The organism is Streptomyces sp. SID8352 (assembly GCF_009862265.1).
Taxonomy (GTDB): domain Bacteria; phylum Actinomycetota; class Actinomycetes; order Streptomycetales; family Streptomycetaceae; genus Streptomyces.
The window spans coordinates 62,792-81,158 of sequence record NZ_WWGX01000071.1 but is presented as its reverse complement, the minus strand read 5'-3'; the positions used below and the strand labels follow the sequence as shown (position 1 = coordinate 81,158).

Sequence of the window (18,367 nt, the reverse complement as noted above, 5' to 3'; positions counted from 1 at the left end):
ACAAGTGTGGTGGATGGCTACGAAGATCAGGTGCGGTTCAGGCCGGGCCGGCATCTGCCGGCGTCTCGGTCGTGGACGGAAGCAGCGCACCGCCCGTGAACCCGCCCACGAGCAAGGCGGCCGTCTCCTCCGCGAGGCGCGCGGCCCGCCGCGCCCGCGCCCGCAGCTCATGGACGTGCCGAAAGGCCTCGCCGTAGCGCCGCTGTTCCTCCAGCGGGAGCAGCGGGACCCGGAGCCGGCCCGGGGCGACGTGCAGGACGGTGCTTCCGGTGGAAGCCCCGGCGACGTTCTCCGCCGATCCGAGGAAGCCGGCCAGGAACCAGGAGTCCAGACGATCCGGGTCGGGGCGCAGAAGGTGGACCTGAGGGCCGAGCAGTGCGCCCGCGTCCGCCTTCTCGGCCACCCGGGCCATCGGCCCGCCCCCGCCGGCGACCGCCCGGACGAGGACGTCTCCGGCGGCGACCACGGGCGCGGTGGTGGAGCCCAGCTCCGCCGGGTCGCCGGTCGGACCCGTCCCCCGGGCGATGTCGGCCCCGGTGAGGACCGGAGCGGCGGCGGGATCCGTCCTGCCCGGCTCCAGACCCCTGGTGTCCGGCACCGTGCGAAGCAGGGCCAGCGCCCCGCCCCTGGCAAGGTCGGAGGCGGTGGCCGTACGCCATTCCCGGGCCGGGCCGCCGGGTGCGGATGCGGTCCAGCCGGTGAGGTCCGCCGAGTCGAGGAGGGCGCGGGCGGCTTCAGTCAGCTCGCGGCGGCCCGTCTCCGTACGTGTGTACAGCTCGGCGGGATCGATGTCCGTGCGGTAGATGCGGACCTGGCGGGCCGGGGTGAGGTCGACGAGGTCGTCCAGGAGGTCCACGACCGGCACCGCACGTGCGGTGCCGGGCTCGGCCGCGAACCGGTCCGGGTCGGCGGTGAAGGCCTCCCAGTGGGCGAGCGTGCGGGCCGTCAGGCCGGCCCAGTCGATCGGGGCACGGGGGGAACCCGTACGCGGCGTGCCCGGCTCCTGTTCCGTCGCGCCCGGCGGGGGCGACCCGGTCGTGTCGACGAACAGCACCGACTTGCGCTCCGGGCCGCCCGGCTCGGGCCGCTGGAGCAGCCACAGATGCAAGCCCACGTGCAGCGGTGGCGCGGCCCCGGGCGGCAGGGCGAGCACGCCCCGCACGGCGCCGCCGCGCACCAGTTCCGCCCGTATCCGGCGCCCGGAGGGGCGGGAGGCGGTGGCGGGCGGCAGGATCAGTACGGCCCGGCCGCCGGGAACGAGGTGGGCGAGGCAGTGCTGCACCCAGGCGAGCTCGGATTCGGCCCGCCCGGGCACGCCGTACGCCCAGCGGGGGTCGTAGGCCAACTCGTCGTGCCCCCAGTCGCGATCCCCGTAGGGCGGGGTGCACACCACCGCGTCCGCCGTCAGCCCGTCGAAGGCATCCGCGCGGAGACTGTCCCCGATGCGTACGGCAACCTCGGCCCGTGGCGCGGCGAGCCTCAGGCCGACCGTGGCGCGCTGGGCCTGCACGGGTACGGAGTCCTGGCCGAGGAGGATGGTGGCGCCGCGCCCGGAGGCGGCCGCCAGCAGCGCGCCGCTACCGCAGGCCGGGTCCAGCACCCGCGCGACCCCAGCCGGGAGCAGCCTGGCGACCATCTGCGCCAACGGCTCGGGGGTTCCGTGGACGCCGGTCGCGGCACTGTCCTCCAGTTCCCTTTCCGCGAGCACCGCGAGGGCGACCGAACCGCCTTGCTCACGAACGCAGCTGAGGAGCGCGCGCAAGATGGTGCCGTCGGATGTGGTGAACAGGGGGGGCTCGGGTGTCGGGCCGGGGAGCGAGGTCAGGAGCTTGGCCACCTCCTCGGAGGCACGGGCGACCAGTTCGGCGTCCGCGAGGTCGGCGAGCGCCGCCGTCTCGTCCGGGGAGTGGCGGGCGAGCGTGAGGACGAAGCCCATGCGACTGGTCGTCCTGTCCGGGTCGGATGCCTGAAGGCGGACCGCGGTGCGCAATTCCTCGCGGGGGTCGGCGACCTGCGTGTGGCCACGGGAGCCGAGCCATGCCTGAATCGCTCCGAGGTCGTAGAGCGGGCTGGTGTCGGTACCTCCGGACGGAGCCGGGAAGTCTTCGTGCCGTCGACGCCAGTTGCTGACGGTGGCCCGGGTGACACCGGCGATGCGGGAGATCTCCGCGGCTGTCACGTGGGCTGTTGCCTCGGGCATGGCAGGGGCACACCTCCTCGGGGTGGACAGTTCACACTCTACACCACCACCTGAACGGCAATCACTATTTGACAACGCTTTCACGTACGCCATTGGAGGTCGCGCCCATCACCCTCCGCCTCACCACCCCGGGAGGCCCGCACACTGCTCGACCCGACCATCGACCACGGCCCTTCCACCACCAAAACACGATGCAGCACCCTCTACCTGCCCAGGGATACCGGCACGTCTTCCGCATACCTGTGCGACGCGTTCAAGCCGGGCACGAACGCGATCACTCCTTCGTCGAGGAGGTGACGATCGGGGGCACCCCGGCGCTCCTGCGCCAAGGCGTGATCGGCCGCCGTCAGCCGCCCGACCGGACCTCGGCCGTGCACACCCTCACCTGGCGGAAACCGCCCGTGGAGAACCGCGCATCGGAGTACGCACCGCCTCCCTGTCGCCGAGGACTCCTTCGCCCTCACCTTCGGAACGGGAAACCTCCTGCTCCACCGACGCGCGTCGGTGGCCGCCTCACCCCGGACCAGGGAGAGCAGGCCCTCTCTCGCCAAGGCCCGACAGCCGGTCATCCAGGTGCCGCGCGCTCACGTTCGTCCTCCAACGGCCCGGAGAGGCCGGCGCGCTCAGGCAGCAGGGACAGGCCGAGGGCGACCAGGCGCTCGCAGAAGTCTCCCCCTACCCGCAGGGACGGTCGCGTCTGCCCGTCGGCCCGTCGTCGCCGTTGAGGTCCAGCTCCACCGTGCACCACTCCCTTGCCGGCGCCCGACGCCCTGATCCGCCCCTCGCCGGATTCGACGCCCGAGACCCAGTCGACGCAGGCGCGCCCGCGCGCCAACGAGCTTGCTCCGGACGCCGATCGCGGCTCCGAATCCCTGAATCGCCCCACGCCTTCCCCACTCCCGTCAGCGGTCCCCCAAGCCAGCGGGTGGGCGCCGGGCGCATTCGGGGTTCGACGCGGTCCGTCGACGAGGAGCACTCGAAGGAAGGGGCCGATGGGTGACGAACCACGCCTGACGGTCGCCCGGTTGGCGTTCGACGGCTGCGTTGCGCCGTCCAGGAAAGGCGGGTTGGGCGGGCGCTGGCTTTGACTACGCCTATCTGCCGAGCTGTTCGGGACTGGTGGCCTCCTGGAGGAGGCGCGGGCCGTTGCCTCCATGCCGTACGGGCAGGTGTGGTGGGGTTCGTCGATGTTCCGGGGCCTGGGCGGACGCGATTCGTCGCATCGTGTTCGGCGCCCTGGGTGATCCGGGGTCCTGGGCCCGGTCGTTTCAGGATTCCGCGTCAGGTGCCGCTCGGATTGGCAGAGGCTTGCGCTCATATGAGCACTCTCCGGACAGTCTCCCCCATTGTGCTCACGAAGAAAATCACCTCCCTGTCCGCCGCGCGTGCGCCCCGGGGCCGCCCGGCGTCCCTCGTCGCACGATCGCGTTCCGCAAGGGGGGCCGTTCGGCCAACCTTTGCGGGGCGGGAATCGATCGTGACGCATTGCACCTGCCTGGCTACGTTCGGTGCGTGCCGTGCGAAACGAGAGGATCACCAGTGACCGCGACCGTCGTCGACGTGACCGATGCGGACTTCGAGGCGAGGGTGGCCACGGCCGCCGGGCCGGTGCTCGCCGTCTTCCGCGCCGAGTGGAGCAGCGTGTGCCGCGCCCTGGACCCGGTGCTGACGGACGTCGCCGCCGCCTACGCGGGCCGTCTGACCGTTGCCCGGCTGGACATCGACGGGAGCCCGCAGACGCCGCCGCGGTACGGCGTCACGGCCATCCCGACCCTGCACCTGTTCAAGGGCGGGAGCATAGCGGCCACGAGGATCGGGCCGGCTTCCAGGGACAACGTCGTGGAGCTGGTCACGCCGCACCTGTGACCGGACGGGCGGTGAGGGATCTCGCGACATGCGGCTGGCCGGTGTCGGGATCGGCGACGACTTCATCGAATCGGTCAAGTAGATCCGAACTGAGCAGGAGGCCAAGCTGCGTTCGGTCTTCGCAGACTGAACAGGGCGGTCCGCGAACGTCTCGGCGGCGTGCCGGGAACCGGGCTCCACGTCCGGCTCCCGGCACGCCGCCGCGGGCGTCCGGCCGTCGGGACGGGCGTCCACGGTGCTGATCCCGGCCGCCGACTCACCTGCCCCTGCCGCGCCACAGGAGGGCACCGCAGAGGCCGCCGAGGATGAACATGATGAGCAGCGCCAGGTACAGCGGCATTGTCACCACCGGTACCAGCAGCCGGATCCTGACCTCCCTGGTGTTCTGCACGATGAGCACGACGGCGAGCGCGGCCACCACCAGGGTGGCAATGCGGGACGGGGTGAGCGGGGAGCCGCGCCCCCTTCGGGTGCCGGACGACTGCGGGGACGATCGGTCTGGGCTCATGGAGTCAGGATCGGCCGCTCCGGCGGGTGGCGGTCCGTTGGGTACGGCCGGTCGGGTGCACGGCCTCCGCTCGGTCCGGGTGCGGACGGACGGGTCCGTCGCCCCGAGCCACCGGCGCCCCGGCCCGCATCCCCCGAGCCCGCGTGGAGCCGCGTGGAGCCCGGGGGTGCGGGTGTCTCCGGTGGGGGGTGGTGTGTCCCCGGCCGGGGGTCAGGTGAGGGACAGCACCGCCGTCAGGGTCCGGCGCAGGAGGGGGCCCGGGTCGGTGGCCGGGCCCGGGGAGCGCCAGGCGACGAAGCCGTCGGGACGGACCAGGACCGCCCCGCCGCGGGTGACGCCGTGCGGCCTCGCCCAGTCCGCGCCGTCCTCGACGGCGAGGTCCGCGCCGGGGCCGTCGCCGAGGCGGTGGGAGCGCAGGGGGATGCCGGTGTCGTCGGCCAGGCGGAGCGCGGCCTCGTGCCATCCGGTGCCCTCGGCGGCGTCGCTGAGCAGGACCGGGGCGTCCTCGTAGAGGTCGAGCGTGGAGATCCGCTCCCCGCCCCGGAGCAGCCAGAGGTGGGGGGCCCGGCTGCCGGGGGCTCCGGTGAGGTCGAGGCCCTCGGGGACCACCGGCGTGGCCGGGTCGGCGCCGACGACCGCGCCCCGGGGGTAGCGGTAGCCGAGGGCGACGTTGAGGATGCCGCGCTGGGGGCCGGGGCCGCCTCCCGGGGTGGGCGGCGGGGCGAAGCCGGGGTGGCTGTGCTCGGTCGAACGGGCGGCGGCGCGGGCGCTGGTGGCCTCGGCGACCGGGCGGCGTTCCGCGTCGTAGGTGTCGAGGAGGCCGTCGCCCGCCCAGCCGCCGATGACCGCGGCCAGCTTCCAGGCGAGGTTGTGCGCGTCCTGGATGCCGGTGTTGGAGCCGAACGCGCCGGTGGGGGACATCTCGTGCGCCGAGTCCCCGGCGAGCAGGACGCGGCCCGCCCGGTAGCCGCGGGCGACGCGCTGGGCGGCGTGCCAGGGAGCCCGGCCGGTGATCTCGATGTCGAGGTCCGGGTCGCCGGCCGCGCGGCGGATGTGGGCGGCGCACCGCTCGTCGGTGAAGTCCTCCAGGGTCTCGCCCCGTTCGGGGTGCCAGGGGGCGTGGAAGACCCAGTTCTCGCGGTTGTCGACGGGCAGCAGGGCGCCGTCGGCGTCGGGGTCGGTCAGGTAGCAGACGATGAAGCGGCGGTCGCCGACCACGTCCGCGAGGCGGCGGGAGCGGAAGGTGACGCTGATGTTGTGGAAGAGGTCGCCGGGGCCGCTCTGGCCGATGCCGAGCTGCTCGCGGACGGGACTGCGGGGGCCGTCGGCGGCGATCAGATAGTCCGCGCGGACGGTGGTGTGCTCGCCGGTCTCCCGGCTCTTGAGGACGGCGGTCACCCCGTCGGCGGCCGGCTCGAAGGACAGCAGTTCGGTGCCGAAGCGCAGGTCGCCGCCGAGGTCGCGGGCGTGCCGGAGCAGTTGGGGCTCCAGGTCGTTCTGGCTGCACAGGCACCAGGAGCTGGGGCTGAAGCGGGCCAGTCCGTTGCCCGGGTCGATGTCCTTGAACAGCCACTCCCCGGCGTCGCCGACGAGCGTGGGCGTCTGCAGGATGCCGTGGTTGCCGGCGAGGGTGGCGGCGGCCCGCCGGATGTCCGGTTCGGTGCCGGAGACGCGGAACAGCTCCATCGTGCGGACGTTGTTGCCGCGCCCCCGGGGGTGGCGGGAGGTGCCGGTGTGGCGTTCCACGAGGGTGTGCCGGACGCCGAGCCGGCCCAGGAACACCGAGGCCGACAGTCCGACCAGGGACCCCCCGACGATCAGCACCGGCACCCGCAGACTGCCGGGCCCGGGGCCGGGCTCGGACGCCGCCCCGGGGTCGGACCGGGGCGCGGATCGATCGGCTCTTTCCTTCATTGCTCGTCCTCCGTTGCGGCGCGGCTGATGTCTGACGTCGGGTCCCGGACACGTCGGGACCTGGGCCTTCATCCATGCCCCGCCGGGCCGCCCGCGGCCCAGGCTTCACCCGCTTAACCCGTCTGGTTCGCGGTCCCCGCGGGCACGGCACACGATCGTCCTTGTGCGACCGGCACCCCTCGTCACAACGGCGTGACGCGTCCGGCGCCGGCACGGTCCCCGCACCGCCGCGGCGGGCGCGCCCGCGGCACGTCCCGGCGGACGGCCGGGCGGCCGCCCGGCCGGAGCATCGGCTCCCCGCCGCGGCACCTGTTCCGTACCCAGGCCACGAAGAAGACCCGAAAGACGTTTCCGAGAAGAGGTGGGCCGGATGACGGTCTCTCCCGTCGTACCGACGGACGCCGAATCGACCGATGCCGCGTCCCTGGACGCCCCGGCCGCCGCCGCGACGACGGCCGCCGGAGCCGCCGAGGAGGGCGGCGTCTCGATATCCGCGTTCGACGGAGCCCGCGTGCGGGTCGTGCTGATGCTGGACATCCACGACGGCATGCAGCGGGAGTTCCTGAACGCCTACGAACGCATCCGCGACCGGGTGGCGGCGGTGCCGGGGCATGTGAGCGACCAGCTCTGCCAGTCCCTGGAGAACCCCACGCAGTGGCTGCTGACCAGCGAGTGGGAGAGCGCCGGGCCCTTCCTCGCGTGGGTCAACAGCGACGAACACCTGGCGACCGTCGAGCCGCTGCAGGACTGCGTCCGCGACACGCGTTCGCTGCGCTACAGCGTCCTGCGGGAGACCCTCCCGGAGGGCGGCGCCGCCCCTGCCGACGGCCCGCTGCTCGGCGCCCCCCGGATCGGCGGGGACGTCGTGCGGCACGCGCTGACCTTCACGGTGCGGCCCGGAAGCGAGGCGGAGGCCGCGGAGCTGCTGTCGACCTATGTGTCGCCCGCGGCCGAGGTCGACGGCACCACCCGGCTGCTGCGGACCTCGCTGTTCCTGCACGGCAACCGGATCGTGCGGGCCGTGGAGGTGCGCGGCGACCTCCAGACCGCGCTGCGGCACGTCGCCCGGCAGCCCGGCGTACGGGCCGTCGAGGAGGCGCTCAACCCGCATCTGGAGGAGGACCGGGACCTGGACGACCCGCGGTCCGCCCGCGCGTTCTTCACCCGGGCCGCGATGCCCGCCGTGCACCACATGACGGCCCCGGCCGGGACGGGCAGGACGCCGGGGGCGGCCACCGGATCGGCGTCGGACACCGCCGCCACGACGCGCTGCGGGCTCCTCTACCCGGTGCGCCCCGGCGCCGGTCCCGAACTGGCGCGGCTGCTGGCCCGGCAGGACGAGGCCGCCGTACGGGAGCCGGGCGGCCCGGTGCGCGCCGCCACCGTCTTCCACCGGGAGGACCTCGTCGTGCGCCTGGTCGACGTGGCCGGTGACCCGGCGGACGCCCCGGGCCGGGTCCTCGGGCTGTACGGGCGGGCGGCCGACGGGGCCCGGCGGCTGCTGGACACCGACGCCGCCGGGGCGGACGGTCCGCTGACCGACCCGGAGACGCAGGCCCGGCTGCTCGCGTACGCGCGGATGAGGCCGCTGACCGACCGGCGCGCCTCCGAGACCTGACGGCCGGGGTCCGCCCCGTCCGCGCCCCTCCCCCACCGGCCCGTCGCCCGCGGCCCGTCCCACCGGTCCCGCGGCCCCGACCCGGCGGCCCCGGTCCGCCACCCCGACCCACCGCCGTGTCCGGCGGTCCCGCCGAGGCGGGTGCCGGACACCGCGGTGCCCCTCCCCCAGCCTTCCGCCCACCCCGGAGTGACCGACATGTCAGACCAGCAGCAGGCACGCATCGTCTCCCTCGCCGACATCGCCCCCAACCGCCGTCGCGGCGGTGACCTCCGCGCCCTCCTCACCCCCACGACCGCCGGGTCGACCAGCGGCTTCATGGGCGTGGCCACGGTGCCGCCCGGCGAGCGGATCGCCGAGCACTACCACCCGTACTCCGAGGAGTTCGTGTACGTCACCGACGGCGCCCTGGAGGTCGACCTGGACGGTGTGCCGCACCCGCTCGCGACCGGGCAGGGCGTGCTCATCCCGCAGGACGTGCGCCACCGCTTCCGCAACACCGGTGACACGGAGGCCCGGATCGTGTTCCACCTGGGGCCGCTCGCGCCCCGCCCGGAACTGGGCCACGTCGACACGGAGGACGCGGCCGGCAACCCCCTGCCCGGCGCGGACCACGCGGGGTGCGCCGGGCACGGGCGGCCCACCGCCGCCGAGGCGTTGTCATGACCCGGCGTCGGGTGGCCGTCACCGGCATAGGCGTGGTCGCGCCCGGCGGCATCGGCGCGCGGGCGTTCTGGGACATGCTGGCGGCCGGACGGACGGCGACGCGCGGCATCACCCTCTTCGACCCGGAGGGGCTGCGGTCGCGGATCGCCGCCGAGTGCGACTTCGACCCCGCGCAGCACGGCCTGGACCTCGCGACCGTCCAGCGCAGCGACCGCTATGTGCAGTTCGGGCTGGTCGCCGCCGACGAGGCGATCCGCGACGCGGGGCTCGACATGGCGCGGGAGGACCCCTGGCGGGCCGGTGCGGTGCTGGGCACCGCGGTCGGCGGCACCACCCGGCTGGAGCACGACTACGTGCTGGTCAGCGAGCGGGGCTCGCGCTGGGACGTCGACGCCGGGCGGGCCGAGCCGCATCTGGAGCGGGCCTTCACCCCGGCCACGCTGTCCTCGGCGGTGGCCGAGCGGGCCGGGGTGCGGGGACCGGTGCGGACGGTGTCCACCGGGTGCACCTCCGGGCTGGACGCGGTGGGGTACGCCTACCACACGATCGTGGAGGGGCGTGCCGACGTCTGCCTGGCGGGCGCCTCGGACTCGCCGATCGCCCCGATCACCATGGCGTGCTTCGACGCCATCAAGGCCACCTCGCCGAACAACGACGACCCGGAGCACGCCTCCCGGCCGTTCGACGCCGACCGCAACGGCTTCGTGATGGGCGAGGGCGCGGCGGTGCTGGTCCTGGAGGACCTGGCGCACGCGCGGGCCCGAGGCGCCGACGTGTACTGCGAGATCACCGGCTACGCCACCTTCGGCAACGCCTACCACATGACCGGGCTCACCAAGGAGGGCCTGGAGATGTCGCGGGCCATCGACTCCGCCCTGGACATGGCCGGGCTGGACGGCACCGCCGTCGACTACGTCAACGCGCACGGCTCGGGCACGCTGCAGAACGACCGGCACGAGACCGCGGCCGTCAAGCGGTCCCTGGGCGAGCACGCGTACGCGACCCCGATGAGTTCCATCAAGTCGATGGTGGGCCACTCGCTGGGGGCCATCGGCTCCATCGAGCTGGCCGCCTGCGTCCTGGCGCTGCACCACCAGGTGGTGCCGCCGACGGCGAACTACACCACCCCCGACCCCGAGTGCGACCTCGACTACGTGCCGCGCGAGGCGCGGGAGCGGACGCTGCGGCAGGTGCTGTCGGTGGGCAGCGGTTTCGGCGGCTTCCAGTCGGCGGTCGTCCTCGGCGGCGAAGGAGGGCTGCGATGAGCGGACGGCAGCGGCGGCGGAACGCCGTCATCACCGGCCTCGGTGTGGTGTCCCCGCACGGCATCGGCGTGGAGGCGTTCTGGAAGGCGACGTCGGACGGCACCAGCAGCCTCGGGCCGGTGACCCGGGAGGGCTGCGGGGACCTGCCGCTGCGGGTGGCGGGCGAGGTGCGCGGCTTCGAGCCGGCCGGGACGGTCGAGGAGCGCTACCTCGTCCAGACCGACCGGTTCACGCACTTCGCACTCACCGCGACCGAACTGGCCCTGGACGACGCCCGGTTCGGACGGGCGGACGTGGCCTCGCCGTTCTCGGTGGGGGTGGTGACGGCGGCCGGTTCCGGCGGCGGCGAGTTCGGCCAGCGGGAGCTGCAGAACCTGTGGGGCCAGGGCTCGCGGTACGTGGGCCCGTACCAGTCGATCGCCTGGTTCTACGCGGCCAGCACGGGCCAGATCTCCATCCGCAACGACTTCAAGGGCCCCTGCGGGGTGGTCGCGGCCGACGAGGCCGGCGGGCTGGACGCGCTGGCGCACGCGGCGCTGACCGTGCGCGGGGGCACCGACACCGTGGTGTGCGGGGCGACGGAGGCGCCGCTCGCCCCGTACTCCATCGTCTGCCAGCTCGGCTACCCGGAGCTGAGCCGGGAGTCCGAACCCGACCGCGCCTACCGCCCGTTCACGGACGCGGCGTGCGGTTTCGCCCCCGCCGAGGGCGGTGCGGTGCTGCTGGTGGAGGAGGAGCGGGCGGCCCGGCGGCGGGGCGCCGACGTCCGGGCGACGGTGGCGGGGCACGCGGCGACGTTCACCGGCGCGTCCCGGTGGGCGGAGTCCCGGGAGGGGCTGGCCCGCGCGGTACGGGGGGCGCTGGCGGAGGCGGAGTGCCGGCCCGAGGAGGTCGACGTGGTCTTCGCCGACGCCCTCGGGGTGCCGGAGGCCGACCGGGCCGAGGCCCTCGCCCTCGCCGACGCGCTGGGCCCGCACGCCCGCCGGGTGCCGGTGACGGCGCCGAAGACCGGGACCGGCCGGGCGTACTGCGCGGCGCCGGTGCTGGACGTCGCGGCGGCGGTGCTCTCGATGGAGCACGGGCTGATCCCGCCCACCCCGAACGTCCACGAGGTCCACCACGACCTCGACCTGGTGACCGGCCGGGCCCGGGCCGCCCGGCCGCGCACCGCGCTGGTCCTCGGCCGGGGCCTGATGGGCGGCAACTCGGCGCTCGTCCTGCGCCGGGGCGGCACCCCGGGGGCCTGACCGCGGCCGGTCCGGCCGATCAGACCGGCGCCGCCGCGGGCGCGCGCCGTATCCAGCGAACCAGTGAAGGAGCACCACCCATGACCGACCAAGTGGACCACCAGGTGACCGTCGAGGAGCTGTCGGCGCTGATGAGGCGCACGGCGGGCGTCCAGGTCGACCCGGTCACCCTCCAGCAGCAGGCCGGCGACGGCTTCGAGGCCTTCGGCCTGGACTCCCTCGGGCTGCTGGGCATCGTGGCCGAGCTGGAGAAGCGCTACGGCCTCGGCCTGCCCGAGCAGGCCGAGCGGTGCAAGACGCCCGCGGACTTCCTCGCGCTGGTCAACGGCGCCCTCAGGACAGGAGTGTGAGCATGGCAGGGCACACCGAGAACGAGATCACCATCGCCGCGCCGCTGGAGCTGGTGTGGACGATGACCAACGACGTCGACAACTGGCCGCGGCTGTTCAGCGAGTACGCCTCGGTGGAGGTCATCGAGCGGGACGGGGACCGCGTGGTGTTCCGGCTCACCATGCACCCGGACGAGCAGGACCGGGTGTGGAGCTGGGTCTCGGAGCGGGTCGTGGACCCGGTGGCCCGCACCGTCCGCGCCCGGCGGGTGGAGACGGGCCCGTTCCAGTACATGGACATCGTCTGGGAGTACGCCGAGACCCCGCAGGGGACCCGGATGCGCTGGATCCAGGACTTCGCGATGAAGCCGGAGGCCCCGGTGGACGACGCGGGGATGACGGACAACATCAACCGCAACTCCCGTACGCAGATGGCCCTGATCCGGGACCGGATCGAGCAGGCGGCGGGCGAGCGGCGGACCGCCGCCGCGGTCGCGGACTGACACGGCCCCGCCGACCGGGAAGGCATCCGCATGCACCACACCCTGATCGTCGCCCGGATGACCCCGGGCGCGGCACCGGACATCGCGAAGGTGTTCGCCGAGTCCGACCGGGGCGAGCTGCCCCATCTGGTGGGGGTCAGCCGGCGCAGTCTCTTCGAGTTCGGTGACGGTGTGTACCTGCACCTCATCGAGAGCGAGGAGGACCCGGCGCCGGCCATCGGCAGACTGACCGGACATCCGGAGTTCCGGCAGGTCAGCGAGCGGCTGGAGCCGTACGTCTCGGCGTACGACCCGGAGACCTGGCGGGGTCCCCGGGACGCGATGGCCCGCTGCTTCTACCGCTGGGAGCGGTCCGCCCCCGGCTGACGCCCGCGCTCCCCCCTCCGGGGCCGTCCCGCCGTCGCGGGGCGGCCCCGGCGCGTGGACGGGGCGTGGACGGGCGCGTGGACGGGGACGCGGGGGAAGGGGGCCGGCGCGAGTGGGGCGCGGCGCCGGGGAGGGGAAAGGGCCGGGACCGCGGACGCGGAGCGCGAGCGCGGGGCACGGGGCGCGGACGCGCGGGGACACGGACGCCGGCACGCGGGGCAGGCGCGACCGGGGAGGGCCGCCGGTCCCCGGAGGTTGCCCCACCTCGTGTCAACCCCCCTGTGAGAAGGGTTACATGACCATCCGTACCCCTTTCGCACATCCATCCGGTTTGATCTTGGCGGAGGGAACGGCGCCGGAGGTGACGCGCCGTGAGGAGGAGGCACCCGCCATGAGCCCACACCGAGGCCGCCCGCCCGTGACCGCGCGGACCGCCGGAGCCGTCGTGCTGGCGGGTGCCGCGCTGCTGTACTGGAACGGGACCCGGACACCGGGGGCGGCGGACCCGCCGGACCGGTCCGGGACCCCGGCGGCCGGAGGCACCGCGTCCCCCGGCGGGCCCTCCCCGGCCGCCGTTCCGCCCGGCTCCGCGCCCGCCCCGGCCTCCCCCGCCGCGCCCCCGCCGTCACCGGCCGCGATCCCGGCGACCGGCCCCGGCACCTTCGTCACGGCGAAGGCGGACGGCCGGGTCGTGGGGCACGGCGGCCGGGTCCGGCGGTACATGGTGGTCGTGGAGAACGGCATCGACGTCAACCCGGAGAAGGCCGCCGCCGAGATCGCCGACGTGCTGGCCGACCCGCGCGGCTGGACCCGTGACGGCACCGAGTCCTTCCGGCTGGCCGGCTCGGAGCCGTACGACTTCGTGGTGCGGATCGCCACCCCCGGCACCGTCGACGCGATCTGCGGCCGGGCGGGGCTGGACACGCGCGGCGAGGTGAACTGCAGCGTCGGCAGCGACGTGGTGGTCAACCTCAAGCGCTGGAAGCTGGGTTCGCCGGAGTTCGACGGGCCGATCGGGGAGTACCGGGCGCTGATCGTCAACCACGAGGTGGGCCACCGCATCGGCCGGGGCCACGAGACCTGCCCCGGGCCCGGCCGTCCGGCGCCGGTGATGATGCAGCAGATCAAGGGGCTCAAGGGGTGCGTCGCCAACGCCTGGCCCCACGACCGCGCCGGGACCTATCTCGGCGGCCCCCCGGTCCCCTGAGGCTCCCGGCCAGCCGGGCACGGCGGGACGGCGCCCCCCGATCCCCGCTCTCTCCCCGGAGGCACCCGCGCTTCCCCGTCGTCGCCCTCCCCCGCTGCCCCGCTCCCCCATTCCCCCGCTCCCGCTCCTCCGCGACGGCGGCCCGGGGCGGCCGTGACCCGACCGTGAGCGGACCGTGAACGGCGGCGACTGCACGGTGACCGGGTGACTGTGGAAGGGTGGGCGGCGAAGGATCTGTTCCCTGGCGATCCGTACCGTTCCGTTCCGTACCGCTCGCACCGGGAGGGCGATCATGGCGCGCACCCGCACCGCACCCGGCCGGCCCCAGTCGCCCACCCGGTGGCGGCGGCTCGCCGCCCGGCTGCCGGACCTCCTCTTCCGCGCGGGCCTGGCCCCCCTCTTCCGGGGGCGACTGCTCCTGCTGCACCACACCGGCCGGGTCAGCGGCCTGGACCGGCGGTCGGTGCTGGAGGTGGTGGAGTACGAGCGCCACGAGCCGGACGGCCGGAGCTGGACCGTCGCCTCCGGGTTCGGCCCGACGGCGGACTGGTACCGCAACCTGCTGCGGCAGCCCAAGACCGTCATCCAGTTCGGCAACCGCCATCACGCCATCACCGCGCGGTTCCTGACGCCGGACGCGGGCGCCGGGATCATGGCGGACTACGCCCGACGCCATCCGGGTACCGCCCGGCGGATGTGCGCGCTGATGGGACTGGCGGTGGACGGCGGCGAGGAGTCGTTCCGCGCGGCGGGGCGGGTCATCCCGTTCGTCCGGCTGGACGCGGCGGACGGGGGCCGCGGATGACGGACGGGCACCGCCACGATCCCCCGCGCCCCGCGCACCGCGCGGACTCCGTGACGGCCGGAGGGGCACGATGAGCGCGTCCGGCCCGGACGGGCCGAACGGTTCGGCTGAGCCGGACGGACCCGGTGGATTCGACGGACGGGGCGGACCGGGCGGACCCCATGCGTCGGGCGGACCCGACGGTGCCGCCGGGGTTCCTCCGGGACCGGACGGGGTGGCTTCGTGGCCGTCCCCGCCCCCGGCGGCCCCCGTGCCCGCGCCACCCCCGGTCCCCCCGGTCCCCCCGGTGGACGAGCCGGTGGGCGAGGACGTCTGGCGGAAGTTCCTGGCGGACACCGAGCGCGCGATCCTCGCCTCGGCGCCCAGGGAGCCCGCCGCCGCGGAGCGGGGCCGGGGGCGGACGACCGCGCCGCCGCCCCCGCCGGTCCCGCCCCCGCCGTCCCGCGCGCCGTACGCCGACACGGTGGGCGAGCCGTGGCAGCCGGAGGAGCCGCGCTCCCGCCCCGCCTGGGGCGAGCTGGACCGGGGCGGACGGCTGCGCCGCGCGGGCCGGGTGGCGGGCACGGCGGCGGCGGTCGCCCTGGCCCTGACCGCCTGGTCGCAATGGGCCGGGGGCCCGGTCGCCCCCGTGGAGGGCCCCGCCGACACCATCGGCCGCCCGCTGGAGGAGACCCCGTTCGGGCTGCCCCCGGAGGCGTCACCGCCGGCGTCGACGGCACCGGCGGCCCCGGCGGCTTCGGCGGTACCGGTCGCCCCGGCGGCGTCGGTGGCCCCGGCGGTGCCCGTGGCCACGGGGGCTCCGGATGCGCCGGCGTCCGCGGGCCCCGCGCTGTACGCACCCTCCGGGACACCGGGAGGCTGACGCCGCCCACGGGGAGCGATGGCGGACCGGCGCCGGGTCGGGCGGGCCCGGATGTCGGTCCGGGTCGGGCGGTCCGGACGCGGGTCCGGCCGGGCGGGTTCGGGTACCGGTCCGTCCCGTCGGGCAATCCCGGACACCGACCCGTGGGCGGGCCCGGACGGCGTTCGGATGAGCAGGCACGGCACCGACCCGGCCGGACAGACCCCGATGGCCATCGGTCGGGCAGACCCAGGTGTCGGTCTGATCGGGCGGGCCCGAACGCGGGTCCAGCCAGGCAGGCCCGGGTACCGGTCCGTCCCGTCGGGCAATCCCGGACACCGACCCGTGGGCGGGCCCGGACGGCGTTCGGATGAGCAGGCACGGCACCGCCCCGGCCGGACAGACCCCGATGGCCATCGGTCGGGCAGACCCAGGTGCCGGTCCGGTCGGGCAGGCGGGCGGGCCCGGCCGCCGTACGTACTCCCCCGGCACCCGGCGGTGGCGTCCCGGCAGGACCCGGCCCCGGTCCCGCCGGGGCCACGCGGCCGGGATCAGGCCGTGCGCTTGCGGGACGACGTCTTCTTCGCCGTCGTCCCCGCCGTGCCCTTCCCCGAGCCGCCGCCCGCCGTCGCCCTCCCGCCGGAACCCTTGGCGGCGGTCCTCTTCCCCGACCCCGAGCCGGAGGCCGAGCCGGAGCGCGATCCGGAGGACCGCGCGGTCGACTTCTTCGCCGACGACGCCGACGACTTCCCGGCGGCCGTCCCCTTCGCCGCCGACGCCGTCTTCTTGCCGCCGGTCCGCTTGGGGGTGGCCCGGGAGGACGCCTCGCGCCGCGGCAACGCCCTGACCTCGGCGTCCTCGCGCCCGGCGGCATCGCCCCCGGCGCCCTTCCCGCTCGCGCCGCCGCCCTCCGCCCCGTCTCCCCCGCCCTCGCCCTCTCCCTCGCCCCGCGACTCCCGGGCCGCCCGCACGCTGCTCTCCAGCGCGGCCATCAGGTCCAGCACCTTGCCGTGGCCCGCCGGTTCCGGGCTCTCCGGCGGCGCCTCGCCGGCCGACTTCGCGGCGATGACCTCCTCCAGGGCCTCGCGGTACTCGTCGTGCAGATCGTCCAGGTCGATCTCGCCGAGGGTGTCCATCAGGGCGTCCGCGAGATCCAGCTCCTTGTCCCGGACGGTGACGTCGGCGTCCGGGGCCACGCCCTCGGGGGCGCGCACCTCGTCCGGCCAGAGCAGCCCGTGCATGGCGATGGCGTCCCCCACCACCCGGAGCATGCCGAGACGCTCCCGGCCGCGGAGCGCGAACTTGGCGATGGCGACCCGGTCGCTGCGTTTGAGCGCCTCGCGCAGCAGGGTGTACGGCTTGGCGGCGGGCGCCCCGGCGGCGGCGAGGTAGTAGGCGGAGCCCATCTGGAGCGGGTCGATCCGGTCCCCGGGCACGAAGGCCACGATCTCGATGGTGCGCGCCGTGGGGATCGGCAGCCGGGAGAGGTCCTCGTCGGTGATCGGGATCATCGAGCCGTCCGCGTCCTCGTAGGCCTTGCCGATCTCGCCGGAGGCGACCTCCTGGTCGTCCAGCTCGCAGACCTTGCGGTAGCGGATCCGGCCGCCGTCCTCGGTGTGGATCTGGCGGAAGGAGATGGTGTGGCTCTCGGTCGCGTTCACCAGCTTGATGGGGATGCTGACCAGGCCGAAGGATATGGCGCCGTTCCAGATGGATCTCATGTGCAGCACCTTTCCGGTCGCGCCCACCGCCGGGCGGTTCATCCGTATTGCGTGAGATTCTCATGGTATGGCGCCTATCACCGTGGTGGAGGGGCGGCGGGTGGCCCTCAGCAACCTGGAGAAGGTGCTGTATCCGGCGACCGGCCTCACCAAGGGCGAACTGCTGCACTACTACGCGACGGCGGCCGGGGCGCTGCTGCCGCACCTGCGGGACCGCCCGCTCTCCTTCCTGCGCTATCCGGACGGGCCGGACGGGCAGGTGTTCTTCACCAAGAACGTGCCGCCGGGTACGCCCGGCTGGGTCACCACCGCGGAGGTGGCCCGGTCGGAGGGGCCCGCGCGGATGGTGCTGGTGCAGGACCTGCCGAGCCTGATGTGGGCGGCGAACCTGGTGGCCGAGTTCCACACCCACCAGTGGACCGCCGCCGTGCCCGGTGAGGCGGACCGCCTGGTGCTCGACCTGGACCCCGGTCCGCCCGCGACCGTCGCGCAGTGCTGCGAGGTGGCGCTGTGGCTGCGGGAGCGGCTGGCGGCGGACGGTCTGGAGGCGTACGCGAAGACGTCCGGGGCGAAGGGGCTGCACCTGCTGGCGGGGGTGCGGGGGGCGTCGCCCGAGCGGGTGTCGGCTTACGCGAAGGGGCTGGCCGTGGAGGCGGAGGCGGCGCTGCCGGGACTGGTGGTGCACCGGATGACGCGGAGCCTGCGGCCGGGGAAGGTGTTCGTCGACTGGAGCCAGAACGCGGCCCGCAAGACCACCGCCGCCCCCTACACCGTGCGGGCCCGCGCCACTCCCGCCGTGTCGACGCCGGTGACCTGGGACGAGGTGGCGGACTGCGACGACCCGGACCGGCTGCGCTTCCTCCCCGGGGACGTCCTCGCGCGCCTCGCCTCCCACGGCGACCTGCTCGCCCCCCTCCTGGCCCCGCCACCCTGAGCCCGGCCGGGGAGCCGGGACCGCGGCATCCGCGCGGCCGGGAACGCACGGTGCGCACGGCGCCGGGACACGGCGGGAACCAGAGGCGCGCGCCAGGGCCGGACGGGGCGGAGAGCCGGGGAGGCCCCCCGGTGCCTGGAGGACCGGGGTCGGCACCCGCGGAGGGAACCCGGGACGCGCCCGGAGCCGGGCGGTCCCCACGGGTACGCGCGGGGCAGGCTTCGCGAGTGCGCGCGGGCCGGGCTTCGCGGCCACGGTTCACCGGCCCCTGGAGGGCGCGGTCCCCGCGGGTGCGCCCGGGGTGGGCCGGGGCTCCGGGGGTCTCGGTGGTCGTTCGCGGGTTGCGCCAGGCAAGATGGACAGGCGTACGAAGCCGA

General features: G+C 75.2%; 16 protein-coding genes. 12 read left to right on the top strand and 4 right to left on the bottom strand.

Annotation, left to right across the window (positions count from 1 at the left end):
• Positions 1–37: 37 nt before the first annotated feature.
• Positions 38–2,200: an N-6 DNA methylase gene (locus GTY84_RS21680; protein ID WP_202551549.1), complete on the bottom strand. Its 2,163-nt coding sequence runs from the start codon at positions 2,198–2,200 to the stop codon at positions 38–40.
• A 1,539-nt stretch (positions 2,201–3,739) separates the two neighbouring features.
• Between GTY84_RS21680 and GTY84_RS21675 the strand changes: the two genes are divergently transcribed.
• Entirely contained in the window at positions 3,740–4,066 is a 327-nt protein-coding gene (locus GTY84_RS21675; RefSeq protein WP_161227976.1) for a thioredoxin domain-containing protein, read from the top strand.
• Positions 4,067–4,322: 256 nt separating this feature from the next.
• Here GTY84_RS21675 and GTY84_RS21670 read toward each other — a convergent pair whose 3' ends face one another.
• On the bottom strand, positions 4,323–4,574 hold the full coding sequence (locus tag GTY84_RS21670; RefSeq protein WP_161227975.1) for a LapA family protein: 252 nt from the start codon (positions 4,572–4,574) through the stop codon (positions 4,323–4,325).
• Positions 4,575–4,784: 210 nt separating this feature from the next.
• On the bottom strand, positions 4,785–6,488 hold the full coding sequence (locus GTY84_RS21665) for an FAD-dependent monooxygenase (protein ID WP_161227974.1): 1,704 nt from the start codon (positions 6,486–6,488) through the stop codon (positions 4,785–4,787).
• A 370-nt stretch (positions 6,489–6,858) separates the two neighbouring features.
• On the opposite strand from GTY84_RS21665, the gene GTY84_RS21660 reads away from it, so the two are divergent.
• From GTY84_RS21660 to GTY84_RS21615, 10 genes are all read left to right on the top strand, one after another.
• Complete coding sequence (locus GTY84_RS21660) at positions 6,859–8,106, top strand: SchA/CurD-like domain-containing protein (protein WP_161227973.1); 1,248 nt, start codon at positions 6,859–6,861, stop codon at positions 8,104–8,106.
• A 198-nt stretch (positions 8,107–8,304) separates the two neighbouring features.
• Positions 8,305–8,772 carry a cupin domain-containing protein gene (locus tag GTY84_RS21655; RefSeq protein ID WP_161227972.1) on the top strand — a complete coding sequence of 156 codons (468 nt, stop codon included), beginning with the start codon at positions 8,305–8,307 and terminating at the stop codon, positions 8,770–8,772.
• Entirely contained in the window at positions 8,769–10,037 is a 1,269-nt protein-coding gene (locus GTY84_RS21650; protein WP_161227971.1) for a beta-ketoacyl-[acyl-carrier-protein] synthase family protein, read from the top strand. Before GTY84_RS21655 ends, GTY84_RS21650 begins: the two co-directional genes overlap by 4 nt.
• Positions 10,034–11,284 carry a ketosynthase chain-length factor gene (locus GTY84_RS21645; RefSeq protein WP_161227970.1) on the top strand — a complete coding sequence of 417 codons (1,251 nt, stop codon included), beginning with the start codon at positions 10,034–10,036 and terminating at the stop codon, positions 11,282–11,284. The genes GTY84_RS21650 and GTY84_RS21645 overlap by 4 nt, the downstream gene beginning before the upstream one ends.
• Before the next feature lie 80 nt (positions 11,285–11,364).
• On the top strand, positions 11,365–11,634 hold the full coding sequence (locus GTY84_RS21640; protein ID WP_161227969.1) for an acyl carrier protein: 270 nt from the start codon (positions 11,365–11,367) through the stop codon (positions 11,632–11,634).
• Between the two features lie 2 nt (positions 11,635–11,636).
• Entirely contained in the window at positions 11,637–12,116 is a 480-nt protein-coding gene (locus GTY84_RS21635; RefSeq protein WP_161227968.1) for an SRPBCC family protein, read from the top strand.
• Positions 12,117–12,146: 30 nt separating this feature from the next.
• Positions 12,147–12,482 carry a TcmI family type II polyketide cyclase gene (locus GTY84_RS21630; protein WP_161227967.1) on the top strand — a complete coding sequence of 112 codons (336 nt, stop codon included), beginning with the start codon at positions 12,147–12,149 and terminating at the stop codon, positions 12,480–12,482.
• 391 nt (positions 12,483–12,873) lie between these two features.
• Positions 12,874–13,689, top strand: a complete 816-nt coding sequence (locus GTY84_RS21625) for a DUF3152 domain-containing protein (protein WP_161227966.1) — start codon at positions 12,874–12,876, stop codon at positions 13,687–13,689.
• A 292-nt stretch (positions 13,690–13,981) separates the two neighbouring features.
• Positions 13,982–14,494, top strand: coding sequence for a nitroreductase family deazaflavin-dependent oxidoreductase (locus tag GTY84_RS21620; RefSeq protein WP_161227965.1), 513 nt, complete (start codon positions 13,982–13,984; stop codon positions 14,492–14,494).
• A gap of 286 nt (positions 14,495–14,780) precedes the next feature.
• Positions 14,781–15,356: a hypothetical protein gene (locus GTY84_RS21615; RefSeq protein ID WP_161227964.1), complete on the top strand. Its 576-nt coding sequence runs from the start codon at positions 14,781–14,783 to the stop codon at positions 15,354–15,356.
• Between the two features lie 530 nt (positions 15,357–15,886).
• Here GTY84_RS21615 and GTY84_RS21610 read toward each other — a convergent pair.
• Positions 15,887–17,056 carry a Ku protein gene (locus GTY84_RS21610; protein ID WP_161227963.1) on the bottom strand — a complete coding sequence of 390 codons (1,170 nt, stop codon included), beginning with the start codon at positions 17,054–17,056 and terminating at the stop codon, positions 15,887–15,889.
• Between the two features lie 67 nt (positions 17,057–17,123).
• Between GTY84_RS21610 and ligD the strand changes: the two genes are divergently transcribed.
• On the top strand, positions 17,124–17,990 hold the full coding sequence (gene ligD, locus GTY84_RS21605; protein WP_161227962.1) for a non-homologous end-joining DNA ligase: 867 nt from the start codon (positions 17,124–17,126) through the stop codon (positions 17,988–17,990).
• Positions 17,991–18,367: the final 377 nt, after the last annotated feature.